Source organism: Mesorhizobium sp. WSM2240 (genome assembly GCF_040438645.1).
Taxonomy (GTDB): Bacteria; Pseudomonadota; Alphaproteobacteria; order Rhizobiales; family Rhizobiaceae; genus Allomesorhizobium.
Map to the genome: position 1 here is coordinate 1,042,604 of NZ_CP159253.1, position 24,655 is coordinate 1,067,258.

Annotated in this window: 17 protein-coding genes and 2 pseudogenes; 13 read left to right on the top strand and 6 right to left on the bottom strand. The window is 59.0% G+C overall.

What is annotated here, in order from left to right; translation table 11 throughout:
- Positions 1–27: 27 nt before the first annotated feature.
- Positions 28–693: pseudogene (locus ABVK50_RS04970) on the bottom strand (transposase); the annotation flags it as partial.
- Between the two features lie 226 nt (positions 694–919).
- Here ABVK50_RS04970 and ABVK50_RS04975 point away from each other — a divergent pair.
- Together ABVK50_RS04975 and ABVK50_RS04980 are read left to right on the top strand one after the other, a co-directional pair.
- Positions 920–1,870: pseudogene (locus ABVK50_RS04975) on the top strand (IS3 family transposase); the annotation flags it as partial.
- Between the two features lie 129 nt (positions 1,871–1,999).
- Positions 2,000–2,125, top strand: coding sequence for a hypothetical protein (locus tag ABVK50_RS04980; protein WP_353642594.1), 126 nt, complete (start codon positions 2,000–2,002; stop codon positions 2,123–2,125).
- Here ABVK50_RS04980 and ABVK50_RS04985 read toward each other — a convergent pair.
- The 5 genes from ABVK50_RS04985 to ABVK50_RS05005 all read right to left on the bottom strand — a co-directional run bounded on the left by ABVK50_RS04985 (position 2,107) and on the right by ABVK50_RS05005 (position 8,308).
- Positions 2,107–2,919, bottom strand: a complete 813-nt coding sequence (locus tag ABVK50_RS04985) for an enoyl-CoA hydratase-related protein (RefSeq protein WP_353642593.1) — start codon at positions 2,917–2,919, stop codon at positions 2,107–2,109. The two genes, ABVK50_RS04980 and ABVK50_RS04985, sit on opposite strands and share 19 nt — an antisense overlap.
- Positions 2,916–5,105 carry an acetate--CoA ligase family protein gene (locus tag ABVK50_RS04990; RefSeq protein WP_353642592.1) on the bottom strand — a complete coding sequence of 730 codons (2,190 nt, stop codon included), beginning with the start codon at positions 5,103–5,105 and terminating at the stop codon, positions 2,916–2,918. The genes ABVK50_RS04985 and ABVK50_RS04990 overlap by 4 nt, the downstream gene beginning before the upstream one ends.
- Before the next feature lie 2 nt (positions 5,106–5,107).
- On the bottom strand, positions 5,108–5,887 hold the full coding sequence (locus ABVK50_RS04995; protein WP_353642591.1) for an enoyl-CoA hydratase/isomerase family protein: 780 nt from the start codon (positions 5,885–5,887) through the stop codon (positions 5,108–5,110).
- A 496-nt stretch (positions 5,888–6,383) separates the two neighbouring features.
- Entirely contained in the window at positions 6,384–7,343 is a 960-nt protein-coding gene (locus ABVK50_RS05000) for a MurR/RpiR family transcriptional regulator (protein WP_353642590.1), read from the bottom strand.
- 134 nt (positions 7,344–7,477) lie between these two features.
- Entirely contained in the window at positions 7,478–8,308 is an 831-nt protein-coding gene (locus ABVK50_RS05005; protein WP_353642589.1) for a 3-keto-5-aminohexanoate cleavage protein, read from the bottom strand.
- Positions 8,309–8,699: 391 nt separating this feature from the next.
- On the opposite strand from ABVK50_RS05005, the gene ABVK50_RS05010 reads away from it, so the two are divergent.
- The 11 genes from ABVK50_RS05010 (at position 8,700) to ABVK50_RS05060 (ending at position 24,645) form a co-directional block, all read left to right on the top strand.
- On the top strand, positions 8,700–10,034 hold the full coding sequence (locus ABVK50_RS05010; protein ID WP_353642588.1) for an aspartate aminotransferase family protein: 1,335 nt from the start codon (positions 8,700–8,702) through the stop codon (positions 10,032–10,034).
- Positions 10,035–11,285: 1,251 nt separating this feature from the next.
- The gene (locus ABVK50_RS05015; protein WP_353641105.1) at positions 11,286–12,935 is read left to right on the top strand and encodes an IS1634 family transposase; all 1,650 of its coding nucleotides are present in this window, start codon (positions 11,286–11,288) and stop codon (positions 12,933–12,935) included.
- An 866-nt stretch (positions 12,936–13,801) separates the two neighbouring features.
- Positions 13,802–14,626 (top strand): transporter substrate-binding domain-containing protein, encoded by an 825-nt coding sequence (locus ABVK50_RS05020; RefSeq protein ID WP_353642587.1) that lies wholly within the window; start codon positions 13,802–13,804, stop codon positions 14,624–14,626.
- Between the two features lie 293 nt (positions 14,627–14,919).
- Complete coding sequence (locus ABVK50_RS05025; protein ID WP_353642586.1) at positions 14,920–16,101, top strand: Xaa-Pro peptidase family protein; 1,182 nt, start codon at positions 14,920–14,922, stop codon at positions 16,099–16,101.
- Between the two features lie 361 nt (positions 16,102–16,462).
- Positions 16,463–17,302: a transporter substrate-binding domain-containing protein gene (locus ABVK50_RS05030; RefSeq protein ID WP_353642585.1), complete on the top strand. Its 840-nt coding sequence runs from the start codon at positions 16,463–16,465 to the stop codon at positions 17,300–17,302.
- Between the two features lie 59 nt (positions 17,303–17,361).
- On the top strand, positions 17,362–18,336 hold the full coding sequence (locus tag ABVK50_RS05035) for an amino acid ABC transporter permease (RefSeq protein WP_353642584.1): 975 nt from the start codon (positions 17,362–17,364) through the stop codon (positions 18,334–18,336).
- A 62-nt stretch (positions 18,337–18,398) separates the two neighbouring features.
- Complete coding sequence (locus ABVK50_RS05040; RefSeq protein ID WP_353646017.1) at positions 18,399–19,196, top strand: amino acid ABC transporter ATP-binding protein; 798 nt, start codon at positions 18,399–18,401, stop codon at positions 19,194–19,196.
- A gap of 79 nt (positions 19,197–19,275) precedes the next feature.
- Entirely contained in the window at positions 19,276–20,916 is a 1,641-nt protein-coding gene (locus tag ABVK50_RS05045; RefSeq protein WP_353642583.1) for a N,N-dimethylformamidase beta subunit family domain-containing protein, read from the top strand.
- Positions 20,917–21,205: 289 nt separating this feature from the next.
- Positions 21,206–22,645, top strand: a complete 1,440-nt coding sequence (locus ABVK50_RS05050; RefSeq protein WP_353642582.1) for a M20/M25/M40 family metallo-hydrolase — start codon at positions 21,206–21,208, stop codon at positions 22,643–22,645.
- A gap of 583 nt (positions 22,646–23,228) precedes the next feature.
- Complete coding sequence (locus ABVK50_RS05055; RefSeq protein WP_353642581.1) at positions 23,229–23,378, top strand: hypothetical protein; 150 nt, start codon at positions 23,229–23,231, stop codon at positions 23,376–23,378.
- Between the two features lie 10 nt (positions 23,379–23,388).
- Positions 23,389–24,645, top strand: coding sequence for a sarcosine oxidase subunit beta family protein (locus ABVK50_RS05060; protein ID WP_353642580.1), 1,257 nt, complete (start codon positions 23,389–23,391; stop codon positions 24,643–24,645).
- The last annotated feature ends 10 nt before the right edge of the window (positions 24,646–24,655 follow it).

Sequence of the window (24,655 nt, forward strand, 5' to 3'; positions counted from 1 at the left end):
TGATAGCGGGTATTATGAAGCTGTTGTCCCGACGCCGGGCGCGCTCATCAGCCGCCGACAGACTTCCTCCTTGCGGACGATGTCGAGAACTTGCTTGGTCAGGCGGGCGAACTCCTTCAGCATGACGCTGAGGATTGTAAGCAGCGGCCCGACCATCGCCATCACCTCGGCGTCAGCGCCGGCCAGTTCGTGCACACGACCAGCGAAGGTGGTTCGCGACGGCGTGCCCAGCTTGATGCCGGCCTCCCGCAGGGTCGCCCGGACCACATTCTCGATGCTGCGCATTTCGTTCAGCACAGTGCGGCGGGCAACCAGGAGAGAACGCCAGAGCCGGCATTGCCGGCTCTTGACATGCACCTGCCGATACCAGCCGGTGCGCATGATCTGCGCAAGCGCGCGGGCATCGTTGCGATCGGTCTTGTTCGGCATCGTCTTCATGGCCGCATTGGCAGCCCGCGTCTCAATGCAGATCGCCGGCAGGCCTTCGGCGCGCAATCCGTCGTGAAGCCAAGCCGTCAGCGAGCACGCTTCCAGGCCGATGCGCTCCAGCCGAAGCCCGACTTTGCGCAGCGCTTTGATCAACGCCTCCGGCTCGCTCGCCGCACGCGTCTCCTTGACGATCCGTCCGCTCTCCTCGACCACGCAGATCGCAGTCTCTTCTAAAGACACGTCCAGTCCGGCAAAATACTTCATGGCTGCTCCTTCCCGATGTTTGTGGCGAATCAACATCGACCACGTTCTCACATCTCGACAGGAGCAGCCGCCCTCATCCGGGCTCGGCAGAGACCCCAATCACCCCATCTGTCCGATCTGCCGAAGGAGACGTCGGTCGAGATCTGGTTCCAGGATAAAGCCCGCATCGGTCAGACGAACGGCACCGTCAGGCAGTGGGCCACGCCCGGCACGCGGCCCAGGCTGCGTGCGCGACCTGGAGCGCATGCTTGGTCGCAAGACCGTGGAGGTCGAGATCCTCAAGGAAGCGCTCGATCTCGCCGCCCCCAAAAAGCCAGCGTCGCGGCTCGCCTCGCTCGACAAGGACGGTTCCCTGTGAAGAGCGTCGCGGACACAATCGGCGTCTCCCGCTCCAACCTTGCCGAGCAGACGCGGAAACACCCTCTCGAAAGCCCTGCGACGCGTAAGCCCTACGCCAAGCCTGGCGATGTTGCCGTGCTGCCCATGATCCGCAGGCTGGTCGACCAGCGGCCGACCTATGGCTATCGGCGCATCCGCCTTGCTCAACCGCGAACGGCGCGACCAGGGCTTGCCGCCTATCAACCGCAAGCGGGTGCTGCGCATCATGCAGACCAATGGTCTGGTTCTTGACGCGCCATACCGCCTACCGCCCGGCGTCATCGCGCTGCACTCCAACATCCGCTGGTGCTCGGACCATCTCGAACTCAAATGCCGCAACGGCGATATTGTCCGCGTGCTGTTCGTCATCGATGCCTGCGACCGCGAGATAATCGCTTGGTCGGCCGTCGCCCATGGCGGCGTCTCGAGCCAGATGGTGCGTGATCTCATGATTGAAGCCGTCGAGCGGCGCATTGTTGGCGCCAAGAAGCCGCATCCCGTCGAATGGCTGTCCGACAATGGCAGCGCCTACATCGCCCGGGAAACGGCGACCACCGCAGCGGCACTCGGCCTCAGGCTCGCCTTCACTCCAGTCGGCTCCCCGCAAGGCAACGGCATCTCCGAGGCATTCGTGAAAACGCTGAAACGGGACTACGCCCGAAACGTCATTCTGCCCGACGCCGAAACTGTCCTGGCCTTGCTGCCGAAATGGTTCGACGACTACAATGAAATCCACGGGCACTCCGGCTTGCGCTTCCTCTCGCTACGCGAGTTCAGGGCGAAAGCCGCTGGTGCTTAATGCAACCCGCTGCCTGTCCGGTAAAACGGGGGCCACTTCAGACACTGAGGCTATGCAGCTTCATCTCGACGAAATCAGTCGCCATGTGGCGCCGGGAGCCATGCCGTCCTGCTGCTCAACCGAGCCGAATTGCACGCCGCCGACAAGCTCGACCTGCCGGCCGATTTGACGCTCATCGTCCTGCCGCCGCGCGCGCCGGACGTGAACCCGGCCGAGAACATCATTGGACGAGGCTATCAGCGCCCTTGGAACTGAGCGGGACGCTTATCCAGGAACGCTTCGATCGCCTCAATATGATCCCTTGTGTTGTGGCAGATGCCCTGAAATAGTGCACAGAGATCGAGGAAATCAGGCAAATCCAACCGCCGCGTCGCCTTCAGCAGCCGTTTAGCAAGCCGCAGCGCCTGAGGTGGCTTGCTGGCAATGCTTGCGGCGAGTTGCTGCGCTTGCGAGTGCAATGCCCACGCCGCCGTGATCTCAAGCAGGATTCCCATCCGTAAAGCCTCCTTGGCGGGCACCAGTCGCCCGGTGAATATGAGATCCGCCGCTCTCTGTGGGCCGAGCAGGTCCTGCAGGAACCAAGCACCGCCATCTCCTGGAACAATGCCCAGATTGATAAACGTCGAACCGAATACCGCATTGTCGGCCGCGATTCGGATATCGCACATAGTTGCGAGATCGAAGCCCGCCCCGATCGCAGCGCCGTTAACGGCGGCAATAGCTGGCACCTCCAGGCGGTGCATGGCCAGGGCCATTCGTTGGATGCCACGGCGGTAGCGATCCTGCACGTCATGGACATCGCCAGCAAAGCTCCCCTTACGGTCGCGCATGTCCTTAACGTTGCCGCCGGCGGAAAAGGCCTTACCGGCCCCGGTCACGACCAATACTGAGACGGCCGCGCCATTGATCCAGTCGACTGTTTGCACGATATCGTCGATCAGGGCCGTACCGGTCAGTTCGTTGCGGACGTCGTCGCGGTCCAGCAAGAGCACAGCGACACGATCGCTCACCTCGAGTTTCGCGTCGATCAGTCTCGGCAGATCGGTCATGCCTCAATCCCTTGCTTGTGTGCCGAGTGCATTCTGGAGGACTCGGTGAGAAGGATGCGAACATCCAGAACAGTCAGACCGTGGGAATAGGCAAGGACGGGATTAAGGTCGAGTTCGTCGATCTCCGGGAACGCTTCAACGAACCCCGAAATACGCACCATCAAGTCCGCGAGCGCTTCTCGATCGACCGGCGCTCCCCCTCGCACGCCATCGAGAAGCGCTCGCGCCCTGATTTCGTCCAACATCGCAAAGGCATCACTCCGCGAAATCGGAAGCGCTCGGAACACTACATCTCCAAAAACTTCGACGAGGACTCCGCCCAGCCCAAACATCATTACTGGACCGTATACAGGGTCGCGCACAACGCCGACGATGACCTCGACGCCCCCCTTTGCGGCCATCGGAGTGACGAGGACGCCGGCAATATTCGGATTAGTAACTGCAGCCTTGGCGTTTGCGACGATCTCCAGGAAGCGGCGACGCACCGATGCGGCGTCGGTAACGTCGAGTTTGACGCCGCCGGCCTCGGTCTTATGCAGGATGTCGCGAGATACGATTTTCATCGCGACCGGCTGTCCACCGAGCTGGCGAAAAGCCTCTTCGGCCTCACTTTCATCAGTGGCCAGAAAAGTCGGAGCGAGATCGAGGCCGAAGTCGCGCAGGCTGGATCGGCCTTCGTGCTCCAAGACCACCCGCCTACCCTCGGCCGTGCACCGGGCGAGCACCTGCGCGAACACGCCGTCGGGCTCCGCACGAAGCGGCAACGATTCAAAGGTGCGGCTCACCTCACTGTACTCCGCCAAAGCTTGCATGCATCGCACAGCGGTTTCCAGGGAACTGTGCACGGGGATACCGGCTCGACGCATGTTCACGAGCGGTAATGGCCGCTGATCTGCTTGAAGCACACCGTACAGGCTGTGAACGACTACGGGCTTTCCAAATCGGTGCGGCATCGCGCCGATCATGTCCGTCGCACCGATTTCTGCGGCGAGCAAGTCTGGTGAGAAACGGACCGCATACCCGCCATAGAGGCCGGATATAAGAAGTCCGTCCACCGCCGCGTCCTGCAGCAGGATCTCTGCGCAAGCGGCAAAAACTGATGGATCCGCATCGGTACCGCCGGCCAGGTCGATTGGATTGATGAGCGACGCGGCCGGAGGGAGCACCGCCGCTAGCCGCCGTCGTGTCTCGTCGCTTAAGGAAGCGAGCGCCACACCGCGCTCAGATAACGCGTCGGCCGCAATGGTGGCGTGACCCCCGCCGTCTGCAAGGATGGCAACGCGACACGAACGCAGAGGCGGTAGCAACGATAGCGCTTCCGCCATTGGCAGGATCTCGTCGGATCGGTGCGCGATGACTGCACCGGCTTGTCTCAGGACGCCCTCGTTGACCGCATATTCGCCAGCCAAAGCACCGGTATGGGACTTTGCGGAAATGCGCCCGGCACTTGTCCGACCTGATTTATAGATAACGACTGGTTTTTCTAGCGAGATGCGCTTCAGGGCGCTCAAGAAGCGGCGGCCGTCCTTCAGTCCTTCAACGTAAGCGATTACAACGTGGGTGTTGGGATCGGCCGCAAAGTAGTCGAGATATTCGTCGAATCCGATGTCGGCCTCGTTCCCGACGCCGACATAGGTGCTTAAACCGAGATGGCCGTTGGCTTGCGCGTCCGTGACCAGCGACAAAGCCATGTTTCCGGATTGAGACAAAAGCCCAATGCTACCCTTGCGCAACTCCGAAAAGCCGACAAGGTTACAGGCTTTGTGGGTGTTGAAAATACCAGAGGTGTTTGGGCCTATGATCCTCACGCCACCAGCGCGCGCAGCGGCGAGTACCGCATCCTGGAGCCGCTTGCCATCGTCTCCAGTTTCCGCGAAGCCTCCCGCCAGTACCACGGCACCGCGCACCCTTTTTTCGGCGCATTCGGCAATGACTGATGCAACCGTCGCAGCAGGAGTACAGATCAGCGCAAGGTCGACAGGCTCCGGCAAGCTGCCCACATCGGGTAGACACCGAACGCCGCAGATTTCATTCTCCTTAGGATTGACCGGGTAAATTGCCCCGGCATAGCCGTCATCCAAGAGTTTTCTCAACGACCGATATCCGCGCTTCGCAGGATTATTGGACGCGCCGATGATTGCAATGGAGTTGGGATAAAGGATGTGGAGCAGGTCGTTCGATACCATTGTTACTCCCCCCGGAACACTGGCGGACGCTTCTCGGCGAAAGCTTCGACGCCCTCCTGCCAATCACGGGTAGTCGAACAAAACATCATGCCCTCAAGCTCAGCAGTAAGCACAGAGTCGAACGTCCCGTGAGCAGCCGATGCTAACTGTTGTTTGGCAAGCTGCATCGAGTATGGGGCCTTCTTCGACAGTTCGGCTGCCAAAGTCCGGATGCCTTCCGCAAACTCGTCGTCGGGGACACAGCGTGACGCCAGCCCCATCCGGACCGCTTCAGCTCCATCGATCTGTCGACCAAGGAAGATCAGCTCACGCGCTTTTGCCAGGCCGACAAGTCTTGGGAGGATATGCGTGACGCCGCCGCCGAGGAATGCACCAAGGCCAATCTCCGGAAATCCGATCCGCGCCGATGCGGCCATGACCATGAAATCACAAGCGATCGCCATCTCGGCACCGGCACCCAGCGCATAGCCGTTCACGGCCGCAATGATCGGCTTTGGATGTGAAAGCAGACTTCGACACACCCTTTGTTCGCTCATCAGGTATTGTCGCCTGTCAAAGGCCGAACGACCGGCCTTGTGCTCCTTCATGTCAGCACCGACACAAAACGCCCGCCCTTGGCCGGTCAACACAATCACGCGCACGTTTTTATCTCGTTCAGCCTGATTGAGAGCCTCCAGGAGATCGTCGTACAGTTGCTGCACCACTGCGTTTAGCCGGTGCGGCCGGTTCAAGCGAATTTCGGCAATATCGTCCTGGATTCCGTAAGTAACCGTTCCAAACATCATGCTTCCTATCAACACGAGATGCAGTGACCACGCTCGCCCGGCACGATATCAGACCCAGTCAGATTTGCAACACATGTTGCAATGTAGGATTTGTGAACGAAATGGATCATTCCAAAATTGGAATAGCCGGGCCAGTGCGCGGCCGGCCGGCAGAAGCTGGCCATCTGTCCTTCGCCGCTGGGGGCCGCGCGATGTGGCGCGGAGGGTCCCAAGGAACCCTCGATACGGCAACGTTCTTCATCCGCATGACCGGTGCTTTCGGAACAGCCGATATGTCCTTTATCCTCGGCCTATCGGGGTTTCGTTCACGGGATGCGGCCCAGTGACACTGGAGAGCCACCATATGATCCGATCTGATCCATGCTGCAGCCAGCTGAGCGAGCCCGAAGGTTCGCTAGGTCGCTGTGATCAGGCCCGTTGGGGTTGTGAACCGAGGGGCGCGCAATCGACCGCGATCCCGCTCCCCCGGCTAACACCTCGGCGGAGATCAGTTCTAGTCGCCACTCTTTTCGGATTTCCGACCAAGCGCATTTTTCGCCGCTGAAGATGCCGGTTTGGACGAGCGGAGCTTTCGATTCCGGTTTCTAGATTTCAGGTGGGTGTTGAAATCCGCAAGGTGAGCATCGAATCGGAGCAGGGATTCACGCGCGGCTTCAGCACCCTGTCCGGCAATCAATGCGCCCAGCACTTCCGCCACCGCAAAAGCGGGTGTCATCGCGTGAAAGAATGAAGGACTTTCTGTTTGGACAAGGACTACGTCGTCGGCGACGCGGGCGAGTGGAGCAACCTTGCTGTCGGTAATGGCGACAATGGAAATGCCATGCTGATGCGCATATTCCGCGAGCTCAACCGTTGAGCGTGTGTAAGGAAATACACTTGTCGCAAACAGAACGTCGTCGCGGGTGGCGCGGGCAAACGCATCCGTACCCGTTCCGGCCATCGCATCGAGCATGACGGACTTTTCCCCGATCATCGACAAGATGTAGTGCAGATGCCAGGCAATCGCGTGACTTGACCTCAGGCCGATGCAATAGACGCAATTGGCAGACGCAAGGCGCCGCGCGGCCGATACTATTGCATCAAGTTGGGAGGATTCGGCTAGCTGTACGATTTGCGCCGCTTGTGTTCGGAGAACCTCGCGAGCGAAACCTTGGTCGCCCTTGCGTTTCTGGGTGACCACTTGCGCGTCCGCCTTTCGCGCGAAACCCGCGTCGCCGTTGCGAACCGCGTCAGCGTACATTCGTCGAAGTTCGTCATAACCCGCCAGGCCGAGATGCTTGGCCAGCCTTGTCATAGTAGCAGGCTGGACCCCGGCCAGTCGCGCTTGATCCCGCATGGATAGCAGGGCGACGTCATGTGGATGATCGATAATATAGCGCGCCGCCGATTGGAATTGCTCCGACAGGGCGTCGAAGCCGGCAACCAATTGCTCTGATAGAGGTCCGTCAGCCATAACCCACACGTAACGCAACGTTTTAACCTGTGCAACACGTGTTTCAGCGCCCGTGACAGTTCGGCAGACCGGTTTCAAGTCGCTGAGAAGCCGCCGGTAGTCCGCGACGCAATGCGGGGGCTAGATGAGGAGGACTACAGGTCTTGCCAAAATCGACGAAGCTCGGCCGCACTGGCGCGGGCGATGCCAAGTCCTTGGAGGCTTTTCGCTACACCTGCGACCAGCTCGGCATTCGACCCGGCCAGCTTCCCGCCGGCAAGCCGGCGGTTGTTCTCGAAGCCGACGCGGACATGCCCGCCGAGCAGAGCCGCCGCGGTCACGCAGGCGGCTTCGCGTTCGCCAAAGGCGCACACGCTCCAATGGGCGAAACGGGGCTTGGCCGCGTCGATGAACGGCAACAGGTCCGCGGGACGCGATTTCTGACCCGGGGTGTAACGTCCGAGCACGAAAAGAACCGGAACCTGGCTCCATGGGATGAGGCCTCGGCGGTGAAACTCGCCCAGACGGAACGTCTCGTCCGGATCATAGAGAATGATCTGCGGCCGAATTTCTTCGGCGCGGAGCCAGGACAGCAACGATGCGAACCCGGATTCGTGAGCTTGCGTCGGGACCAGTTCGCGTAGCGCCAAAGAAACGGCCTCCGGCCGGGTCTCCTTGATGACCGCGATCTGTTGCTCCGGAGTATAGCGACCAAGCGCTTCGCTCGTAACCTGAACGATCATTTCATCGCCGACGACCTCGCTGATGGCATCTATGACCTCGCGATATGCGGAGGCATCGAGGAGGTGTCCGCCGTCGTGATCCCGCACATGGACGTGGATAAGGCACGCGCCTGCATCGAGACACTCCTGCGCCGTCCGCGCCAGTTCAGCCGGGCCGAGCGGCAGGGAAGGGTGGTCGGACTTACTCAGTTTGCCGCCATTGGGAGCGACGCAAATCGCCGTCGGCTGTTCGACATCGCTCATTTCTCACCGCCTACTGACAAATTCTGTTTTCCGGTCTGCACTGCGAGCGAACGGCAGGTTGCTTCGCCCAATCCTGACCCAAATTAGCAATGATCCATGCAGAACAAAATTACAAGTGTATGAAACGCCTGTTGCGATTGACCTCCATCTGCAAATCGAGTCCGCCGGTGCTCACGTTACGAGGTGAGAGGGCGGTGGTTAGCGGCAAGGCCGAGTTCGTCCTTCTTCGGGCGAGCGCGTCGATCCGGATGGTGCGTCCAAGCTAAATGGAAACATTTGTTGCGAAGCGGGTCGATTTTGCTTAGTGTCGCTGGCAGATGGTTCAGCCGCGTCGGGCTCGTTATGAAATGGGTCACCCGACTCCTATATTGACTGCAAGCACGAGACTTTCATGAGCAAAATTTTGCATCGCGCGATCCACGCCGACCTGCCAGTGGCTGTTGGCGGTCGTGGAATCGAAGTGTTCGGTGCCGATGGCAAGGTTTATATCGATGCGTCAGGTGGTGCCGCTGTGTCGTGCCTAGGTCATGGTCATCCGGACGTACTGGCAGCGTTGCACGCGCAACTTGACAAGCTCGCCTACGCCCATACGGCTTTCTTCACCTCGGAAATTGCCGAGCAGCTGGCGGATCGCCTCACTGCCGATTCGCCGGATGGTATCGAGTACGTCTATCTCGTCAGCGGAGGCTCGGAGGCGATGGAGGCGGCGCTAAAAATGGCGCGCCAGTTCTTCGTCGAGAAAGGGGAGAGTCGACGCAGGCACATCATCGCGCGCCGTCAAAGCTACCACGGCAATACGCTCGGAGCGCTGGCCGCTGGCGGCAATGAATGGCGCCGGGCCCAGTACCAACCGCTGCTTATCGAAACCCATCACATTGCACCATGCTACGCCTATCGTGGCCGCTTGGCAGCTGAAAGTGAGTATCAGTACGGAGAACGCGTCGCCAACGACCTCGAGGCAAAAATTCTCGAACTAGGGGCAAACGAGGTGATCGCTTTCATTGCCGAAACAGTTGTTGGGGCGACGGCGGGCGCGGTGGCTCCGGTGGATGGCTATTTTAGAAGGGTCCGCGAGATCTGCGACCGCTACGGCGTTCTCCTGATCCTTGACGAGGTCATGTGCGGAATGGGGCGCACCGGAAGTCTGCACGCTTTCGAACAGGAAGGCATTGTACCGGACATAATGGCAGTCGCGAAGGGGCTGGGCGGAGGCTATCAGCCGATCGGCGCCGTGCTATTTGGACGCCACATCTACGACGCTTTTGCTTCCGGATCAGGCTTTTTCCAGCATGGTCATACGTATATGGGACACCCGATGGCAGCGGCAGCCGGCCTTGCGGTGCAGGACGTCATCCGCGAGCATCGGCTTCTCAACAACGTCATTGAGATGGGCGAACTGCTCAACCGGCGGCTTCGGGAGCGCTTCCATAATCATCCTCATGTCGGTGACATCCGCGGGCGCGGTCTCTTTCGTGCGGTAGAACTCGTGGCCGAGCTCTCTGACAAGTCGCCGTTTGAACCGGCCCGGAAACTGAACGCGGCGGTGAAGGGAGAAGCTATGGCGCGCGGGCTGATGGTGTATCCGATGGGTGGCACAATTGATGGCGTGCGAGGCGATCACATCCTGCTAGCGCCTCCGTTTATCGTCAACGCCGACCAGATTGACACGATTGTGGAGCGTCTGGGCGATGCCGTGGACGCCGCGATCGCTCGTGGAATCGCCTAATCAAGGTAGTACCTGCGCCATAACGGTGGGGACCTCAATGGAAATTCTGCCGAATAGTCGCCTTTCCCGCCGATGAGAAGCCCGCGGACGTGCAGTCCAAAAAAAACTGCATCGCAGGGCTTTAAGAAGCGCAGGCTGAAACGAGGACGGAAAATCCATTGAAATACGAATTTTGCTCGCTGGGATCGCGCCATGAGCCACCGCTACGAGTCTGAGATTATCCCGCATTTTGCGTACTATTCGAAGAGGCTTATCCATGGCTTTGCAAGGCAGCCCTATCCTTGGAATTCTTGAGCTTGATGAAGGCCTGATGCCCGATAGTCGGTGCCATGTTCCGCGAAAAGGGTCCCTTATGGAACCGACGACTTTTGGCGGTCCAATCATCACGGAAATGGTGGAAGGTGCATCGGCGGAGACCGTTATTCGCGGCAACCCTTTACTCGAAGGCCCTTGTGTGGCGGCTGCTCGGCGCTTGGTCGAACGAGGCGCCGGGATGATTTCTGCTGACTGTGGCTTTTTCATCCGACTTCAAGCGGCGGTCTCCGCAGCAGTAAATGTGCCGGTGGCCATGTCAAGCCTACTCCTTATTCCAACGTTGCTCCGTCAATTATCACCTGCTCAGAAGCTCGCAGTAATAACCGCTGATTCAAGACACTGCAGTGAAGACCTGTTTGGCATCGAGAATTCGGCAGGCCAATCGAGAGTGGTCGTCGGCGGAGTCGAAGAAGGCGAATACGTACGCAACGCGTTGGCGCGTCCACTGGTCCGAACCAGTGTGGATCGGATCGAGCAGGAGGTCGCCGCATGTATCACCAAACTTCGTGCTAAGCATCCCGAGATCGGGATGTTAGTCTTCGAATGCACCGGGTTCCCATGCGTCACAGGTAGTCTCCGCTGTAGGACCGGGTTACCTATCTACGACATTACGGACGTTTGCCGGCTCACCCTTGCGAGCATCGCTAGGCCCGCGTTGCTGTAACAATTCTCTCGGCTGGAGAGTACGGGGTAGTAACCCCTGTACCGTTCTCATGTGGTGCCTGGTCTTTCACCAACACACCGGCCTGCCCCCTGTTTGCGGGAGCCGTTTGACCCGACTTGAACAGTTGCCGGCAGATTCCGGCGCATTTTCTGCGTTATCTCGTTGTTTTTGTTGAGGTGGAGCTAGGCGCGGTTTTTAGGCGTAATGCTAAATAATGTCCTGCTTTGAAGCGCGGAGCTTGACGAATCACCGTTTTTGGTAATGCTGATTGCATGTTCGTGCGCGAGAAGAACATCCGCGGCTACACCTACCTCTACCTCGTCGAGAGCGTGCGCGAGGAAGGGCGGATGAAGCAGCGGATCATCCGCAATCTCGGGCGCAAGGAGGCGGTCCTGGCCTCGGGTGATCTCGATCGGCTCGCCTCTTCAGTTGGCCGCTACGCTGAGCGGGCCATGGTCTTGCAGGCCATCGAGCAAAGTTCGACAAGCCTGCACACCCGCCGCATTGGCGCACCGCTGCTGTTCGGCCGGTTGTGGGAGGACACCGGTTGCCGGGCGGTCATCGAAGGGCTGCTGACGGAGCGGAAGTTCGAGTTTGCCGTCGAACGGGCCGTGTTTGCTGCCGTGCTTCACCGCATCATGGCCTCCGGCTCCGACAGGGCCTGCGAGAAGTGGCTCGTCGACTACGACATCCCCGGCGCCGACGATCTTGCCTTGCATCACTTCTACCGGGCCATGGCCTGGCTCGGCGAGGAACTGCCCGAGGCGCGCCAAGCCAATGCGACGCCATTCTCGCCGCGCACTGTGAAGGACGAGATCGAGGAAGCGCTGTTCGCCAGGCGCAAGGATCTCTTCACCGACCTCAGTGTCGTGTTTATGGATACCACCTCGCTCTCCTTCGAAGGCGCCGGCGGCGCCACGCTCGGCGCCCATGGCCATTCCAAGGACCATCGGCCCGATCTCAACCAGATGATCGTCGGCGTGGTGATCGACGGCGAGGGCCGACCCGTCTGCTCGGAGATGTGGCCGGGCAACACCGCCGATGTCAGCGTGCTGATCCCGGTCATCGACCGGCTGCGTCATCGTTTCGGCATCGGCCGGGTCTGCGTCGTCGCCGACCGCGGCATGATTTCCGCTGCCACGATGGCCGCGCTCGAGGAGCGCGGGCTGGAATACGTGCTCGGCGTGCGCGAGAGGACGGACGTCCTGGTGCGCCGTGTCGTGCTCGAGGACGACAAGCGCTTCACGCCTTTGCTGATCGAACGCGCCACCGGCGAGACGCAGCTCTTCGTCAAGGAGGTGACCGTCGAAGGACGGCGCTACATTGTCGCCCGCAATGAAGCCGAGGCGGACAAGGACCGTGCCGATCGTGCCGCGATCGTCGAGGGCCTCGACCGCCAGCTGAAGAAGGGCGACAAGGCGCTTGTCGGCAACTCGGCCTACCGCCGCTATCTGCGCAGCACGAGCCCCGGCGCTTTCGAGATCGATGCCGGCAAGATCGCTGACGAGGCAAGGTATGACGGCATCTTCGTGCTGCGCACCAATGCCAGGATCACGCCGCTGCAGGCCGTCCTGCGATATCGCGACCTCCTCCAGGTGGAGGAGCTGTTCCGCACAGCAAAGGCGCTGATGCGCACCCGGCCGATCTATCATTCCTCCGACGAGGCCATCCGCGGCCATGTGTTCTGTTCGTTTATCGCCCTCGTATTGCGCAAGGAATTGCACAAGCGCTGCGAAGCGGCCGCCATCAAGCCCGAATGGGCCGACGTCCTGCGGGAACTCGACCGCCTACAGACCGGCGTCATCGAGAAGGACGGCAAGGTGATCACCGTTCGCACGCCGGCAACTGGATCTATCGGCAACGTCTTCCGCGCGGCCGGCGTCGCCTTGCCGCCGAACGTGGCCGAAGCACAGGCTGCCTGAGCCGGCTTCGGAACCCTCCCTCGAGCGCTTCGTAGTGCTAACAACCCTGCGCACGCCCTCAACACATTGAAACACCAGCGCTTTCCAATTCGCGGTGTTTAAGTTGGGTTTGACTTGGTGACGGAGTGCCCCATCCGACGGCAACACAATGTGCCAAAGATGATAATCAGCGAAGACACCACGGAAGGAAACGCGTTCAACCCGCGCATCATCAAGAGGCATTCGCCCTCGAAAACTCGAAAAGGACCTGCGCCCTCGATAATTGTAGGATCGCCTACGACGTGAGACTTCGGTGCCGTTCTCATAGACGATCATGAGCGACCGGCCTCGTGAACTTGGCGAGACAGCCGAGTTGCCTCGCTACCTACGCCGGAGGGCGAAGTCCGGGCACTCGGGGGGCGGTCATCAACGACCCACCAGGACCGGATCGGTGCCCGTCCGACCAATAGGTCCGAGATGGAGGTCGTCCTCTAGCGCTGATATAGCCCCTGCGGCAGGGCTATCGTGGCACGTGGGCCGTAGGCTCATTGGCGCTACGACGCTTCTTCAAGTTAGCTCACCTCCCAGCAGAGGCGGGACAGAGTTAGCTCGATCCACCCTGCGGTCTCCCTCATTAATTATCAAATGGGAGATGCGAGCCGCGCTACATCCTCCGTGGTCCACATGAAGCATTATCCAAATGATCCACATGAAGCATTATCTAAAACTGAAAACAGATGTTGCAAAGCCGGTCGCGGCAAGCTAGCTTGATGGCGAAACAGCTGGCGGTCAGGGGGAAGGGTCAGTTTCCTGGGCCAGGATCGCATTCAGGTGCGGAGTGCGCCCGTGCCGGCGAAGCAAAAAGCCACGAAAATACAGGGGAAGCCATGAACAGACTTTTGACAACGGTTACAGCTGCGGCGTCATTTGCGGTCGGGAGCACAGCTACTGCCGGGAGCGTGCTCGACAAGGTGCTGGAGTCAAAGACGCTAACAGTGGCAGTCGGTACGGACTGGGGTCCGGTCTCGCACCTGAACGAGAAGCACGAACTTGATGGATTCGATGTTGATATTGCGAAGGTTATCGCAAAATCGCTCGGCGCGGAGATCAAGTTCGTCACGCCCGGTTGGGATATTATCACAGCCGGCAAGTGGGAAGGCCGATGGGATATCGCCATGGGTCAGATGACGCCAACCGCGGCTCGAGCCGAGAAATTCGACTTCCCCGCTATTTACTTCTACGAGCAGGTGTTCGCTGTTGTGCACAAGGACAGCAGGGCGACCAATCTTGCCGATCTAGACGGCAAGACCGTCGGTGTCACTTCGAACACAACGTATGAAGCTTATGCCAATCAGACGCTTACCGCAGACTGGAAAGGCAGTACCCCTGTCACTTATCTATTCAAGCCTGGCGCAGTCAAAGCCTACGCGAGCGCCAATATGGCGTTCGATGATCTCAGGCTCGGCGACGGAGTTCGGCTTGATGCCGTTGTTACTGACGGAACTTCAGCCAATAACGCTATTCGCGCTGGGTATCCACTAAAGCTTCTTGGCGACCCGCTATACGCCGCGCCGGGAGCCATTGCAGTACTTCGTGGGGATCGGGGATTCAGCGACAGGATTGCCGCTGCAATCCAGCAAATGAAAGATAACGGCACGCTCTCGAAGGTGTCAATGAAATGGTACGGGGTGGACTATACCACCGAAAAATAGAAATCATCAAGCTCTAGCTTCTAGGCCAGCCTGGCTCGCTTCTTTCATTTAGAGGGCTGCCCTCCTATCGGGAGACAGTCTAATGCGAGATACCTGTCCATGAACTATGGATCACCGCCTCGATCGTTGCAGTCGTAGTCATCTCCCTCAGGAGTTGTCTCCACACGGGTGTGCCCTTCAAATAGATGTAGATCTGATTAGCGATAATCAGGTCCATCACTTAGAGTGTCTCCAAAGGAACACGCCATTACTAATCCAGTATTCAGCGTTGTACTGTAATCGAAGGATCCACTATGAGCGCAGAAATGCTTCGGTTTGAAGTGTCCGAATACAAAATACGTCTAGAAAAGGCTCGCAAGGCGATGGAGAAGGCCGGCCTCGATCTGCTGGTCGTTACGGACCCGGCCAATATGAATTGGCTTACGGGCTACGATGGCAACGCCTTCTACGTCCCTCAATGCGTAGTTGTTTCCAAGGACAAAGATCCCCTCTGGTTCGGCCGCGAGATGGACGCCAATGGTTGCCGTCGGACAGCCTACATTGGCGAGGATCGGATAAGGTGGTACGAAGACCACTACGTCCAATCCGACACGCTGCACCCTATGATGGTTCTCGGTCAGATCATCACTGAAGAGGGGCATGGCTCGGCGACTATCGGCGTCGAAAAAGACAACTACTACTTCTCTGCCTTATCGTTCGAGATTCTGTCAGCGGCGCTCCCAAACGCGAGATTCAAAAACGCTGACCGACTTGTCAACTGGCAGCGTATCGTAAAATCACAACAAGAAATCGAGTACATGCACGGTGCCGGAAAAGTCGTCGAAGCTATGTACCAACGCCTTTCGGAAGTGCTGCGCTCCGGCATAAAGCAATCGGATGTAATTGCGGAACTGACGCATGCAGGAACGCGCGGCGTGGGAGACTACTGGGGAGACTATCCGGCGGCCGTGCCCAATATCGGCGCCGGTGCGGATGCATCCGCACCCCACCTCACATGGAGTGACCGTCCAATTCGATCCAACGAAAGCATTTTCTTTGAACTCGCAGGGGTTCACAAGCGGTATCATTGCCCCCTTGCGAGAACGTATTACCTCGGGAAGCCGACACTTCAAATACTCGACGCTGAAAAGGCCATTCTCGACGGGATGCAAGCTGGTCTCGACAAGGCGGTGGCCGGTAACCGGTGCGAAGACATCGCCAAAGCTTACGTTAGCCAATTGGCTCGCTACGGCTTGGTTAAGACGGGCCGCTCTGGCTATTCAATGGGCCTCGGCTATCCCCCCGCATGGGGGGAGAACACCGCTAGCTTCCGAGACGGCGATAAGACGGAACTGCGCCCGGGTATGACTTTCCACTTCATGACAGGCCTGTGGTACGGCGATTGGGGCATCGAAATTACCGAAAGCATCCTGATCACCGAGGGCCAGGTTGAATGCCTCTCAAACGTTCCACGCAAGTTGCTGGTAATCGACTGAATCTGTGCATGAAGGTATGCCGACGAATAGCCTACCAGGGCTCAATCTTGCGACGAGCGCCGGCAGGTTGAGAGCGAGGGAAAGCGCAAGGAACTGGTGTTCGAGGCCAACGCCGGTCGGCTGCCCTATAGGCGCAGCTCGGCTTTCAACCATCTGAGTTCTAGATGGATATGATATTGATAATATTCTTGCGAACTCATGGGCTGATCCGACAATCTGAACAAAGGCAATGGCATGGAGCAACGAGCGCTCGCCGCTGCTCAGGCTTGGAAACCTGATCGGATTACCTACCGCAATCCTACGTCTTCGGATGCGGGAATGGCCGCCAACAAGCAAACCCACAAACACAGGGGAACGTCACATGAACAAGTTCATAACGATGGTGGGGGCTGCGGCCTCCCTGGCAATTGCGTCCGTGGCTTCGTCGGGTCAGGCCGAGGCCGGCGCCGTGCTCGATCACGTACTCGCGACAAAGACGCTGACGGTGGCGGTCGGGACGGACTGGGGGCCGATCTCACATTTGGACGAAAACCATGAACTCGTTGGCTATGACGTGGATGTCGCCAATCAGATCGCAAAATCCCTCGGTGTGGAGGCCAAATTCGTGACGCCGGGCTGGGACATCATCACCGGAGGCAAGTGGCAGGGCCGTTGGGATGTTGCCATGGGTCAGATGGTGCCGACCAAGGCCCGAGCAGAAGTATTTGACTTCCCGGCTGTCTATACCTGGGGACCCGCTTCTGCCATCGTTCACAAGGACAGCAAGGCAACCAAGCTTTCCGACCTTGAGGGCAAGGTGGTCGGCGTTGCTGGGGGCACCTCGGCAGAGGCCTATGCCAATCATGATTTGACGCCGGCCTGGGAAAACGCCAGCCCGGTTCACTATCAATTCAAGCCGGGCGAGGTGAAGACTTACGGAACTACCAACATTGCATTTGATGACCTTCGCCTCGGCGAAGGCGTTCGCCTTGATGCTGTTCTCACAGACACTTCGATCGCGCGCGATGCGATCAAGTCTGGCTACCCCTTGAGGATTCTTGAGCCGGCGCTGTTCTCCGCGCCGGGAGCTATCGCGGTTCTGCCTGGCGACAAGGAATTCAGCGACAAGATTGCGGCGGCGATTAAGCAAATGAAGGACGATGGCACGCTCTCCAAGCTTTCGATGAAGTGGTACGACGCCGATTACTCTGAGGAACAGTGAGATCGCAAGCTTTAGGCGGCCAGGGTTCACCCGGGCCGCCATGTCATGACGGAGTCCTCATGCTCTACCAAGATACGGTTGAATCCGAGGTGATGGTCCACAGGCCGTGGTTCATCGCCTCGATCTTCGCGGTTGTGCTCGCAGTGTTTTTGGCGTTCAACCTGACGGGTACGGCCATGGGCGATCTCATGCGGCCGGTCATTGGCGAGCCGCTGGAGAGCGGCTTTTACGGGCGCTTCGCGATCGCGTTTGTGATTGCGGTTATTTTCTGCCTCAATCTCATCCTGATAGGTTTTGCCCCACTAAAGGTGCAAATCGGCGTCGTGTGGTTTGAGTTATTGATCCTGTTTCTCGCGTTCTTCGAGACATTTGACTTAAGCATGCCTTTTATTTGGAAGAATCTGCCATTCCTGATTACGCAGGGTGTGGTGACGACGCTTTACGTTTCGGCGATCTCACTCGTTTGTGCGTCTACTATCGCAATTTTTGCCGCTATTGCAAAACTGTCAAGCAACGGCTTCGCCTACGCCATCGCCAGCTTTTACACGTCGTTTTTCCGCGGCCTGCCGCTTCTGATGCAGATTTATCTGATCTATCTCGGCCTGCCGCAGCTGGGCATCGTGATGGATGCCGTCCCATCAGGCGTGTTGGCACTCTCGCTTTGTGTTGGTGCGTACATGACGGAAATCTTCCGGTCCGGCATTGCGAGCATCGACCGCGGTCAATGGGAGGCGTCCCGGTCCATGGGGTTCGGCTTCGGCCTCACCATGCGCAGGATCATTCTGCCGCAGGCGCTTCCGGTAATCATCCCTCCTACGGGAAACATGTTCATTGGGATGCTGAAGGACAGCTCGCTCGTCTCGGTGCTGGGCGTGTGGGAACTGACGTTCCTTGCTCGCACCCTGGGCCAGGCCACCTTCAACCATATGGAGATGCTGATAGCGGCGGCGATCATCTATTGGATTCTCTCCATCTGCCTCGAGCTGATTCAGTCCAGGATCGAGCGCTACTACGCCAGGAGCAAGGTGCGATGACCGTCGAGAGTATAAGGCAAGTGAAGGGCGGTCCAAACCGGTACTCCGAGGCGCTTGCCCATATGCCGTATCCTGAGCAAAGTTCGGGTCGGAAGTCATCGAGCCAGAGGCAAGTGGCAGTGAGCGAAGCAATCATCGAAGCCAAAAACGTCTCGAAGTGGTACGGTGCCTTCAGAGCATTGACTGATATCAATCTCACCGTCCGCAAAGGCGAACGCGTCGTCATCTGCGGCCCCTCCGGATCGGGAAAGTCGACGCTGGTCCGCTGCTTCAACCGGCTTGAGGCGCACCAGGAGGGCGAGATCACCGTCAATGGGATCAGGTTGCACAGCAAGATGCGCGACGTGGCTGAAGTGCGCAAGAACGTCGGCATGGTGTTCCAGCACTTCAATCTCTTCCCGCATATGACGGTGCTGATGAACTGCATGGCAGCCCCGATGTGGATCAAGGGCGTGCCCGAGGCGGAGGCAAGGAAGATTGCGCTCAAATTCCTCGAGCGCGTACGCATACCCGAGCAGGCGAACAAATTCCCCGGTCAGCTCTCAGGAGGCCAGCAGCAGCGCGTCGCCATTGCCCGGTCGCTCTGCATGGAGCCAGCCGTCATGCTCTTCGATGAGCCGACATCGTCGCTCGATCCGGAGATGGTCGCCGAAGTCCTCGAGACGATGACCAGTCTCGCGCGCGACGGCATGACCATGGTGTGCGTAACCCACGAGATGGGTTTCGCACGCTCTGTCGCGGACCGGGTGATCTTTATGGATGAAGGCCGGATCGTTGAAGAGGGCAAGCCGCACGACTTCTTCACCAATCCGCAGCACGACAGAACAAAGCTATTCCTCAGCCAGATCTTGAAGCACTGAAGGGTCACGTCTGCGACACAGCCGGGCTTGCTGCACCTGCCTATTTGGCAGTGACCGAAAGAATATGGGATTTGCCATCATGACAAAGCTTCCGAGTGACTTTCCAGATTTCGGGCTGACGCCCGAGGAGAGGCGATTTGCGGAGCGCGGACATTTTTACGAATGGGCCGGTATGGATGGCGCGCGTGGCGAGATCTGGTGCTACAGCGACCGGTTTTCCTATGGTCCCGGGGATACGGTGCGGCTGCAGGTAAGTTCGACCGCGCCGCGCTTCACCATCGAGGTTGTGCGCGACGGCGGGACCGAGACAAAGATATTCAAGCAGAGCGGTATCGCCGCACGCTGGCAGGACACGCCGGACCAGTGCTCCGTCGAGGGTTGCGGCTGGGAAACTGCGTTCGAGTTTAAGATTGGCGAGGACTGGCCGTCCGGTGCCTACCACGTCAAGCTGACCGCCGATGGGCGCGATGGTCGGCCAATCCATTGTCATCACATTGTGATTGTGCTGCCCAAAGGCGGTCGCAAGCCGGGCCGCATCCTGCAGGTGGCGGCGACGGGAACGTGGCTTGCCTACAACACTTGGGGCGGCTCGAACCACTATGACGGCATCACCGGGCCGAACCGCAACCAGTATTCCCCCATCGTCTCCACACAGCGGCCATGGTGTAGAGGCTTTGTTGTACTTCCGCCGGAAGCGCCTCGTGTGCCGCTGGAAATGATGATGCCACCCAAGACGGTGCCGCGCCATCCACACAAGGAATGGGCATATGCCACCGGCCACTCGAAGAAATACGCCTCCGCCGGTTGGGCGACCTACGACAGCCACTTTTTCCGATTCGCGGAGCGCGCCGGATATGGTGTCGATCTCATCAGTCAGCACGAACTCCACTTCTCTCCCGAAATCCTATCCGACTATGACTGCATCGCCTTCATTGGCCATGACGAGTATTGGACTTGGGAAATGCGTGACGCGGTCGACTCTTATGTCGACTGGGGTGGCCGTGTGGCGCGTTTCGCTGCCAACTTCATGTGGCAAACCAGACTCGAGGACGAGGGACGTCAGCAGGTCTGTTACAAATACCGGGCGCGCGCCGAGGACCCGGTCTACAAGGAGGGCGACATCACCCGCGCCACCAATTCATGGGAAGCGCCGGAGGTCGGCCGGCCAGGCGCACAGACTTTTGGTCTCAACGCCACCAATGGCATCTATGTCGGCTGGGGCGGGTGCTTGCCGCGTGGCGTGCGCGGCTTCCCTATTTATCGGCCGGAGCATTGGGCGTTCGCCGGCACCGGGATCTTTTACGGCGACCTGCTCGGCGCCGAGAGTCACATCTACGGCTATGAGGTGGACGGCCTCGATTACGAAATCCGCAACGGCCTGCCTAATCCTTCGCCGACCAGCGGGGCGCCGGACGGGCTTGAAATCCTCGCCGTCGGCATGGCGACCCTGGTTGAAGAGAGCGCCGATCTGGCGCCAGAAGACCAGATAATGGGCGATGTGGACGGCCGGTTTGTCGCTGAATTGCTGCTCGGCGAGGCGAACAACGCCAATATGGAAAAAGTGAAGCGCGGAAGCGGGATGATCGTCAACTTCAAACGCGGCAAGGGCGAAGTGTTTCATGCCGGCAGCTGCGAATGGGTGGCGGGCCTTCTGAGAACCGACAACATGGTGGAACGTGTGACCTGCAACGTGCTTGATCGGTATCTTGGCCTCAGCTAGGCCCCGGCGCAATAGCTGCCTTAGCGAGAGTCGAGCTTGACGGAGGTCGCCGGATCCGGTGTCGATGGCAATGCTCGGTCACTGGTGGTGCAGGAGACGTTGAGCGCGAGCACCTGTTCGTCCTCAGTCGCCGGCCAGGTTACCGAACCTGGCCGCGGGCTCCCCAATCGGATGTCTACGTCGACTACCGCGCGGGCATTAAGCTCGTCTACGGCGCCTGAGATGAGACGGAAAGAATGAGTACTTGTCTTAGCGGAAGGTGGGCCCTTCTTGCAGCCAGGAGAAGATCATGCATGTAGATGCAATCGTTCAGCACCTGCTCGGTCGCCAGAACAAGATTTTGGATAGACTTTGCGCCTTCTTGCGCCTGCCAAGTGTAAGCACAGACCCAGCTTTCATAGGAGGGATGCGCGATGCGCAAACGTTTCTAGTGAACTGGCTCAAGCACATGGGTTTGAGCGACGTCCAGCTTCTCGATGGCGGCGGCCATCCAGCCGTTTACGGAGCTTGGAACGGTGCGCCCGGAAAACCTACTTTACTCATTTATGGACATTACGATGTTCAGCCCCCCGATCCGCTAGAAGATTGGGTAACCCCACCTTTCGAACCGACCATCCGCGATGGACGACTCTACGCGCGCGGTGCATCTGACGTGAAGGGCTCGACTGCAATCGCACTCGAAACTATCGCTGCCTTTCTGAAAGTCCGAGGCGCCTGCCCTGTGAACGTCAAAGTCTTTTTAGAGGGGGAAGAGGAAACCAGCAGTCCAAGTTTGCGCGCGATAGTGGAACAATACGGCGACTTGCTGCAGGCTGATGGAATGATTTCCGCTGATGGCGCACGAGCGCATCCCGAAATTCCGACGATCAATGTCGGCTCGCGCGGAATTGTAGAGTTTGAGATTTCAATTCGAACAGCCGACAAGGACCTTCATTCTGGTCGTTACGGCGGCGCGGTCCGGAACGCCGCACATGAGATGGCGAGGATCATCGCTTCGTTACATGACGAGGATGGCGCGATCGCAATCCCGGGATTGCTGTCGGCCCTACCTTCCGTCTCAGACCACGCCCGAGCTGAGACCGCCAGATTTCCCTTCGATGGCGCCGCCTTCGTCAAGGATGTTGGCGCGCGCGCCCACGGAGAACATGGCTTCTCGATACGTGAGCAGCTGACGCTTCGACCGGCCTTGGACGTAAACGGAATGTGGGCAGGTTACACGGGGGTCGGCGGCAAAACGGTAATCCCAAGTACTGCCCACGCTAAGCTGTCGATAAGAATCGTGTCCGGGCAGGACCCTGACCAGGTCGCAGATACGCTCAAGGCTCATCTGCGTGCTGTTTGCCCCCCGGATGTTGAGCTCTCGATCGGCGACCCGGGAACTGGGAGCCGCGCCTTCAACCTGCCTACCGAGCACCCACTGGTGCTTGCGGCAAAAAAAGTCTTGTCCGACGCGACGGGTCAAGAGCCGCTGCTTGTTCGACTAGGCGCGTCAATTCCCATCACTGTGATATTCCAAGAGTTGCTCGGCGTCCAGACACTAATGTTCGGCTTCGCCCTTCCCGATGAGGATATTCATTCGCCCAACGAATTCTTCCGGTTGGTCTCGCTGGTGGAAGGCCTTTCTGCGTGGCCAAGGTTGCTAGAGCTAGTCGGTGAGCGCAGCGCCGATGAGTTCCGGTCGATGGCCACAGCGGCTGAGAAGGCGGACATTTCAGCCTGCTTCAGATGACGGGGCTTTACAAGGCAGTGCTGGGTCTCGGAAATCCTTAGCAGGATGAAGACTTGTTGTCCGACAGCTCGTTCGAATTCTTCGAGCGGGGTTCGAAGCAACCATACGACTCTATGTCCGCCTCTGTCTGTTAGGGGTGAGGTCGCTCGCGTTGCAGTGCGTGTCCGAGGTTGCTCGGGCGGGCCGAGCCGAGCCTCAGGAGGACGGGCCGCGGCACATTAAAGAGAAGAATCTGTCGGAATCGATGTCGGCTAATCTGAATAGCGAGATTACGGAAGGAAGGAGAGGTTCGCTTCTTTGGCGAAGTGCCGCATCGGACATGAGTATGCGCTGCGTTGTCCGGCGTATCGCCGCTCTGGTTGTGCCTGAATGGTCCCCTCTTTTGTCATCTCAAAACGCGATGGTACAGTTCGCGACTTTATGTTGGCGGGTACAGCGCCAAGTGCCGCATACTTGAGAGAACTAGTTGGTCCGGCCACGTAAGGTGAAGTGTGCAGCTCAAAGATTTCCTTCTCGCGCGCCGCAATGGCGCAATCTTCTTGACTACCAGGCTGCTAGCCCGTTCAGCGCGACTGAAAACCGCATGATCTATGGTGCAATCATACCGCCTGGATTCACGGTCATCCGCATTTGGCTTAAGGACGTGGGGCTCGCGATCTCCGAAATCCCCTACATCGCCAAGCGGGGCGCGGAAACCTTCTGCGACTTCTCCCGACGCCTGTTCATTCAATAGCGGGATCAGCATGCACGGCTATTCGGCTCTTTCCATTCTTCGCAATGGGCTCACCGGCCAAAGGCACTGGCGGCGCGCCTGGCGATCGCCCGATCCGAAGTCCGCCTACGATGTTGTTATCGTGGGCGGCGGCGGGCACGGTCTGGCGACTGCTTTCTACCTCGCCGAAAACCACGGCGTCCGCAATGTTGCCGTGCTGGAGAAGGGCTATATCGGCGGCGGCAATGTCGGTCGGAACACCACAATCGTTCGGTCAAACTATCGGCTTGACGGCAATACCCAGTTCTACGAATTTTCGATGAAGCTGTGGGAGGACCTGTCGCGGGCGCTCAATTTCAATGTGATGTTCTCGCAGCGCGGCTTTTTGCTGATAGCCAATTCACCCGGCGAACTCGACACGTTCGGCTATCGCGCCAACGTCATGAGGCTGAACGGAATCGACGCTGAATTGCTTGATCGCGAGGAGGTGCGCCGGATGGTGCCTTATCTGAACTTTTCGGAAAAGGCGCTTTACCCGATTCACGGCGGGTTACTCCAGGGCCGTGCGGGTACCGCGCGCCATGACGCGGTGGCTTGGGGCTACGCGCGCGCCGCCGACGCCCACGGAGTCGACATCATCCAAGGCTGCGAGGTGACGGGCTTCGTCCGTCAGGGCGAGCGCATCGTGGGTGTCGAGACGACGAGGGGCCGAATCGGGGCGGGAAAAATTGGGATTGCGGTGGCGGGGCACACCTCGGTGCTCGCCCGGAAAGCCGACCTAGAACTGCCGATCGAAAGTCATATCCTCCAAGCCTTTGTGACCGAACCGATCAAGCCGCTGGTTCACCACGTGGTCGCCTATGGCGCCGACCACTTCTATGTCAGCCAGTCGGACAAGGGCGGGCTGGTGTTCGGCGGGGGCCTAGACGGTTATAATTCCTATGCGCAGCGTGGCAATCTCGGGGTCGTTCGTGAGGTCGCCGAGGCTGCGATCGCGATGATGCCCTGCATCTCGCGGCTACGCATCCTGCGACACTGGGGTGGCGTGATGGACATGACCCCCGACGCAAGCCCGATTATCTGCCCAGCGCCCATAGACGGACTCTACCTCAACGCTGGCTGGTGCTACGGCGGCTTCAAGGCCACACCCGCTTCGGGCTGGTGCTTTGCGCATATGCTCGCCAAGGGCGAAGTCCATCCGCTCACCGCCGCCTATCGGCTCGACCGCTTCCGCACCGGCCGCACGATCGACGAGGCAGGCGCCGGCCCATTCGCCTGGCTACAATAATCGAGAGACG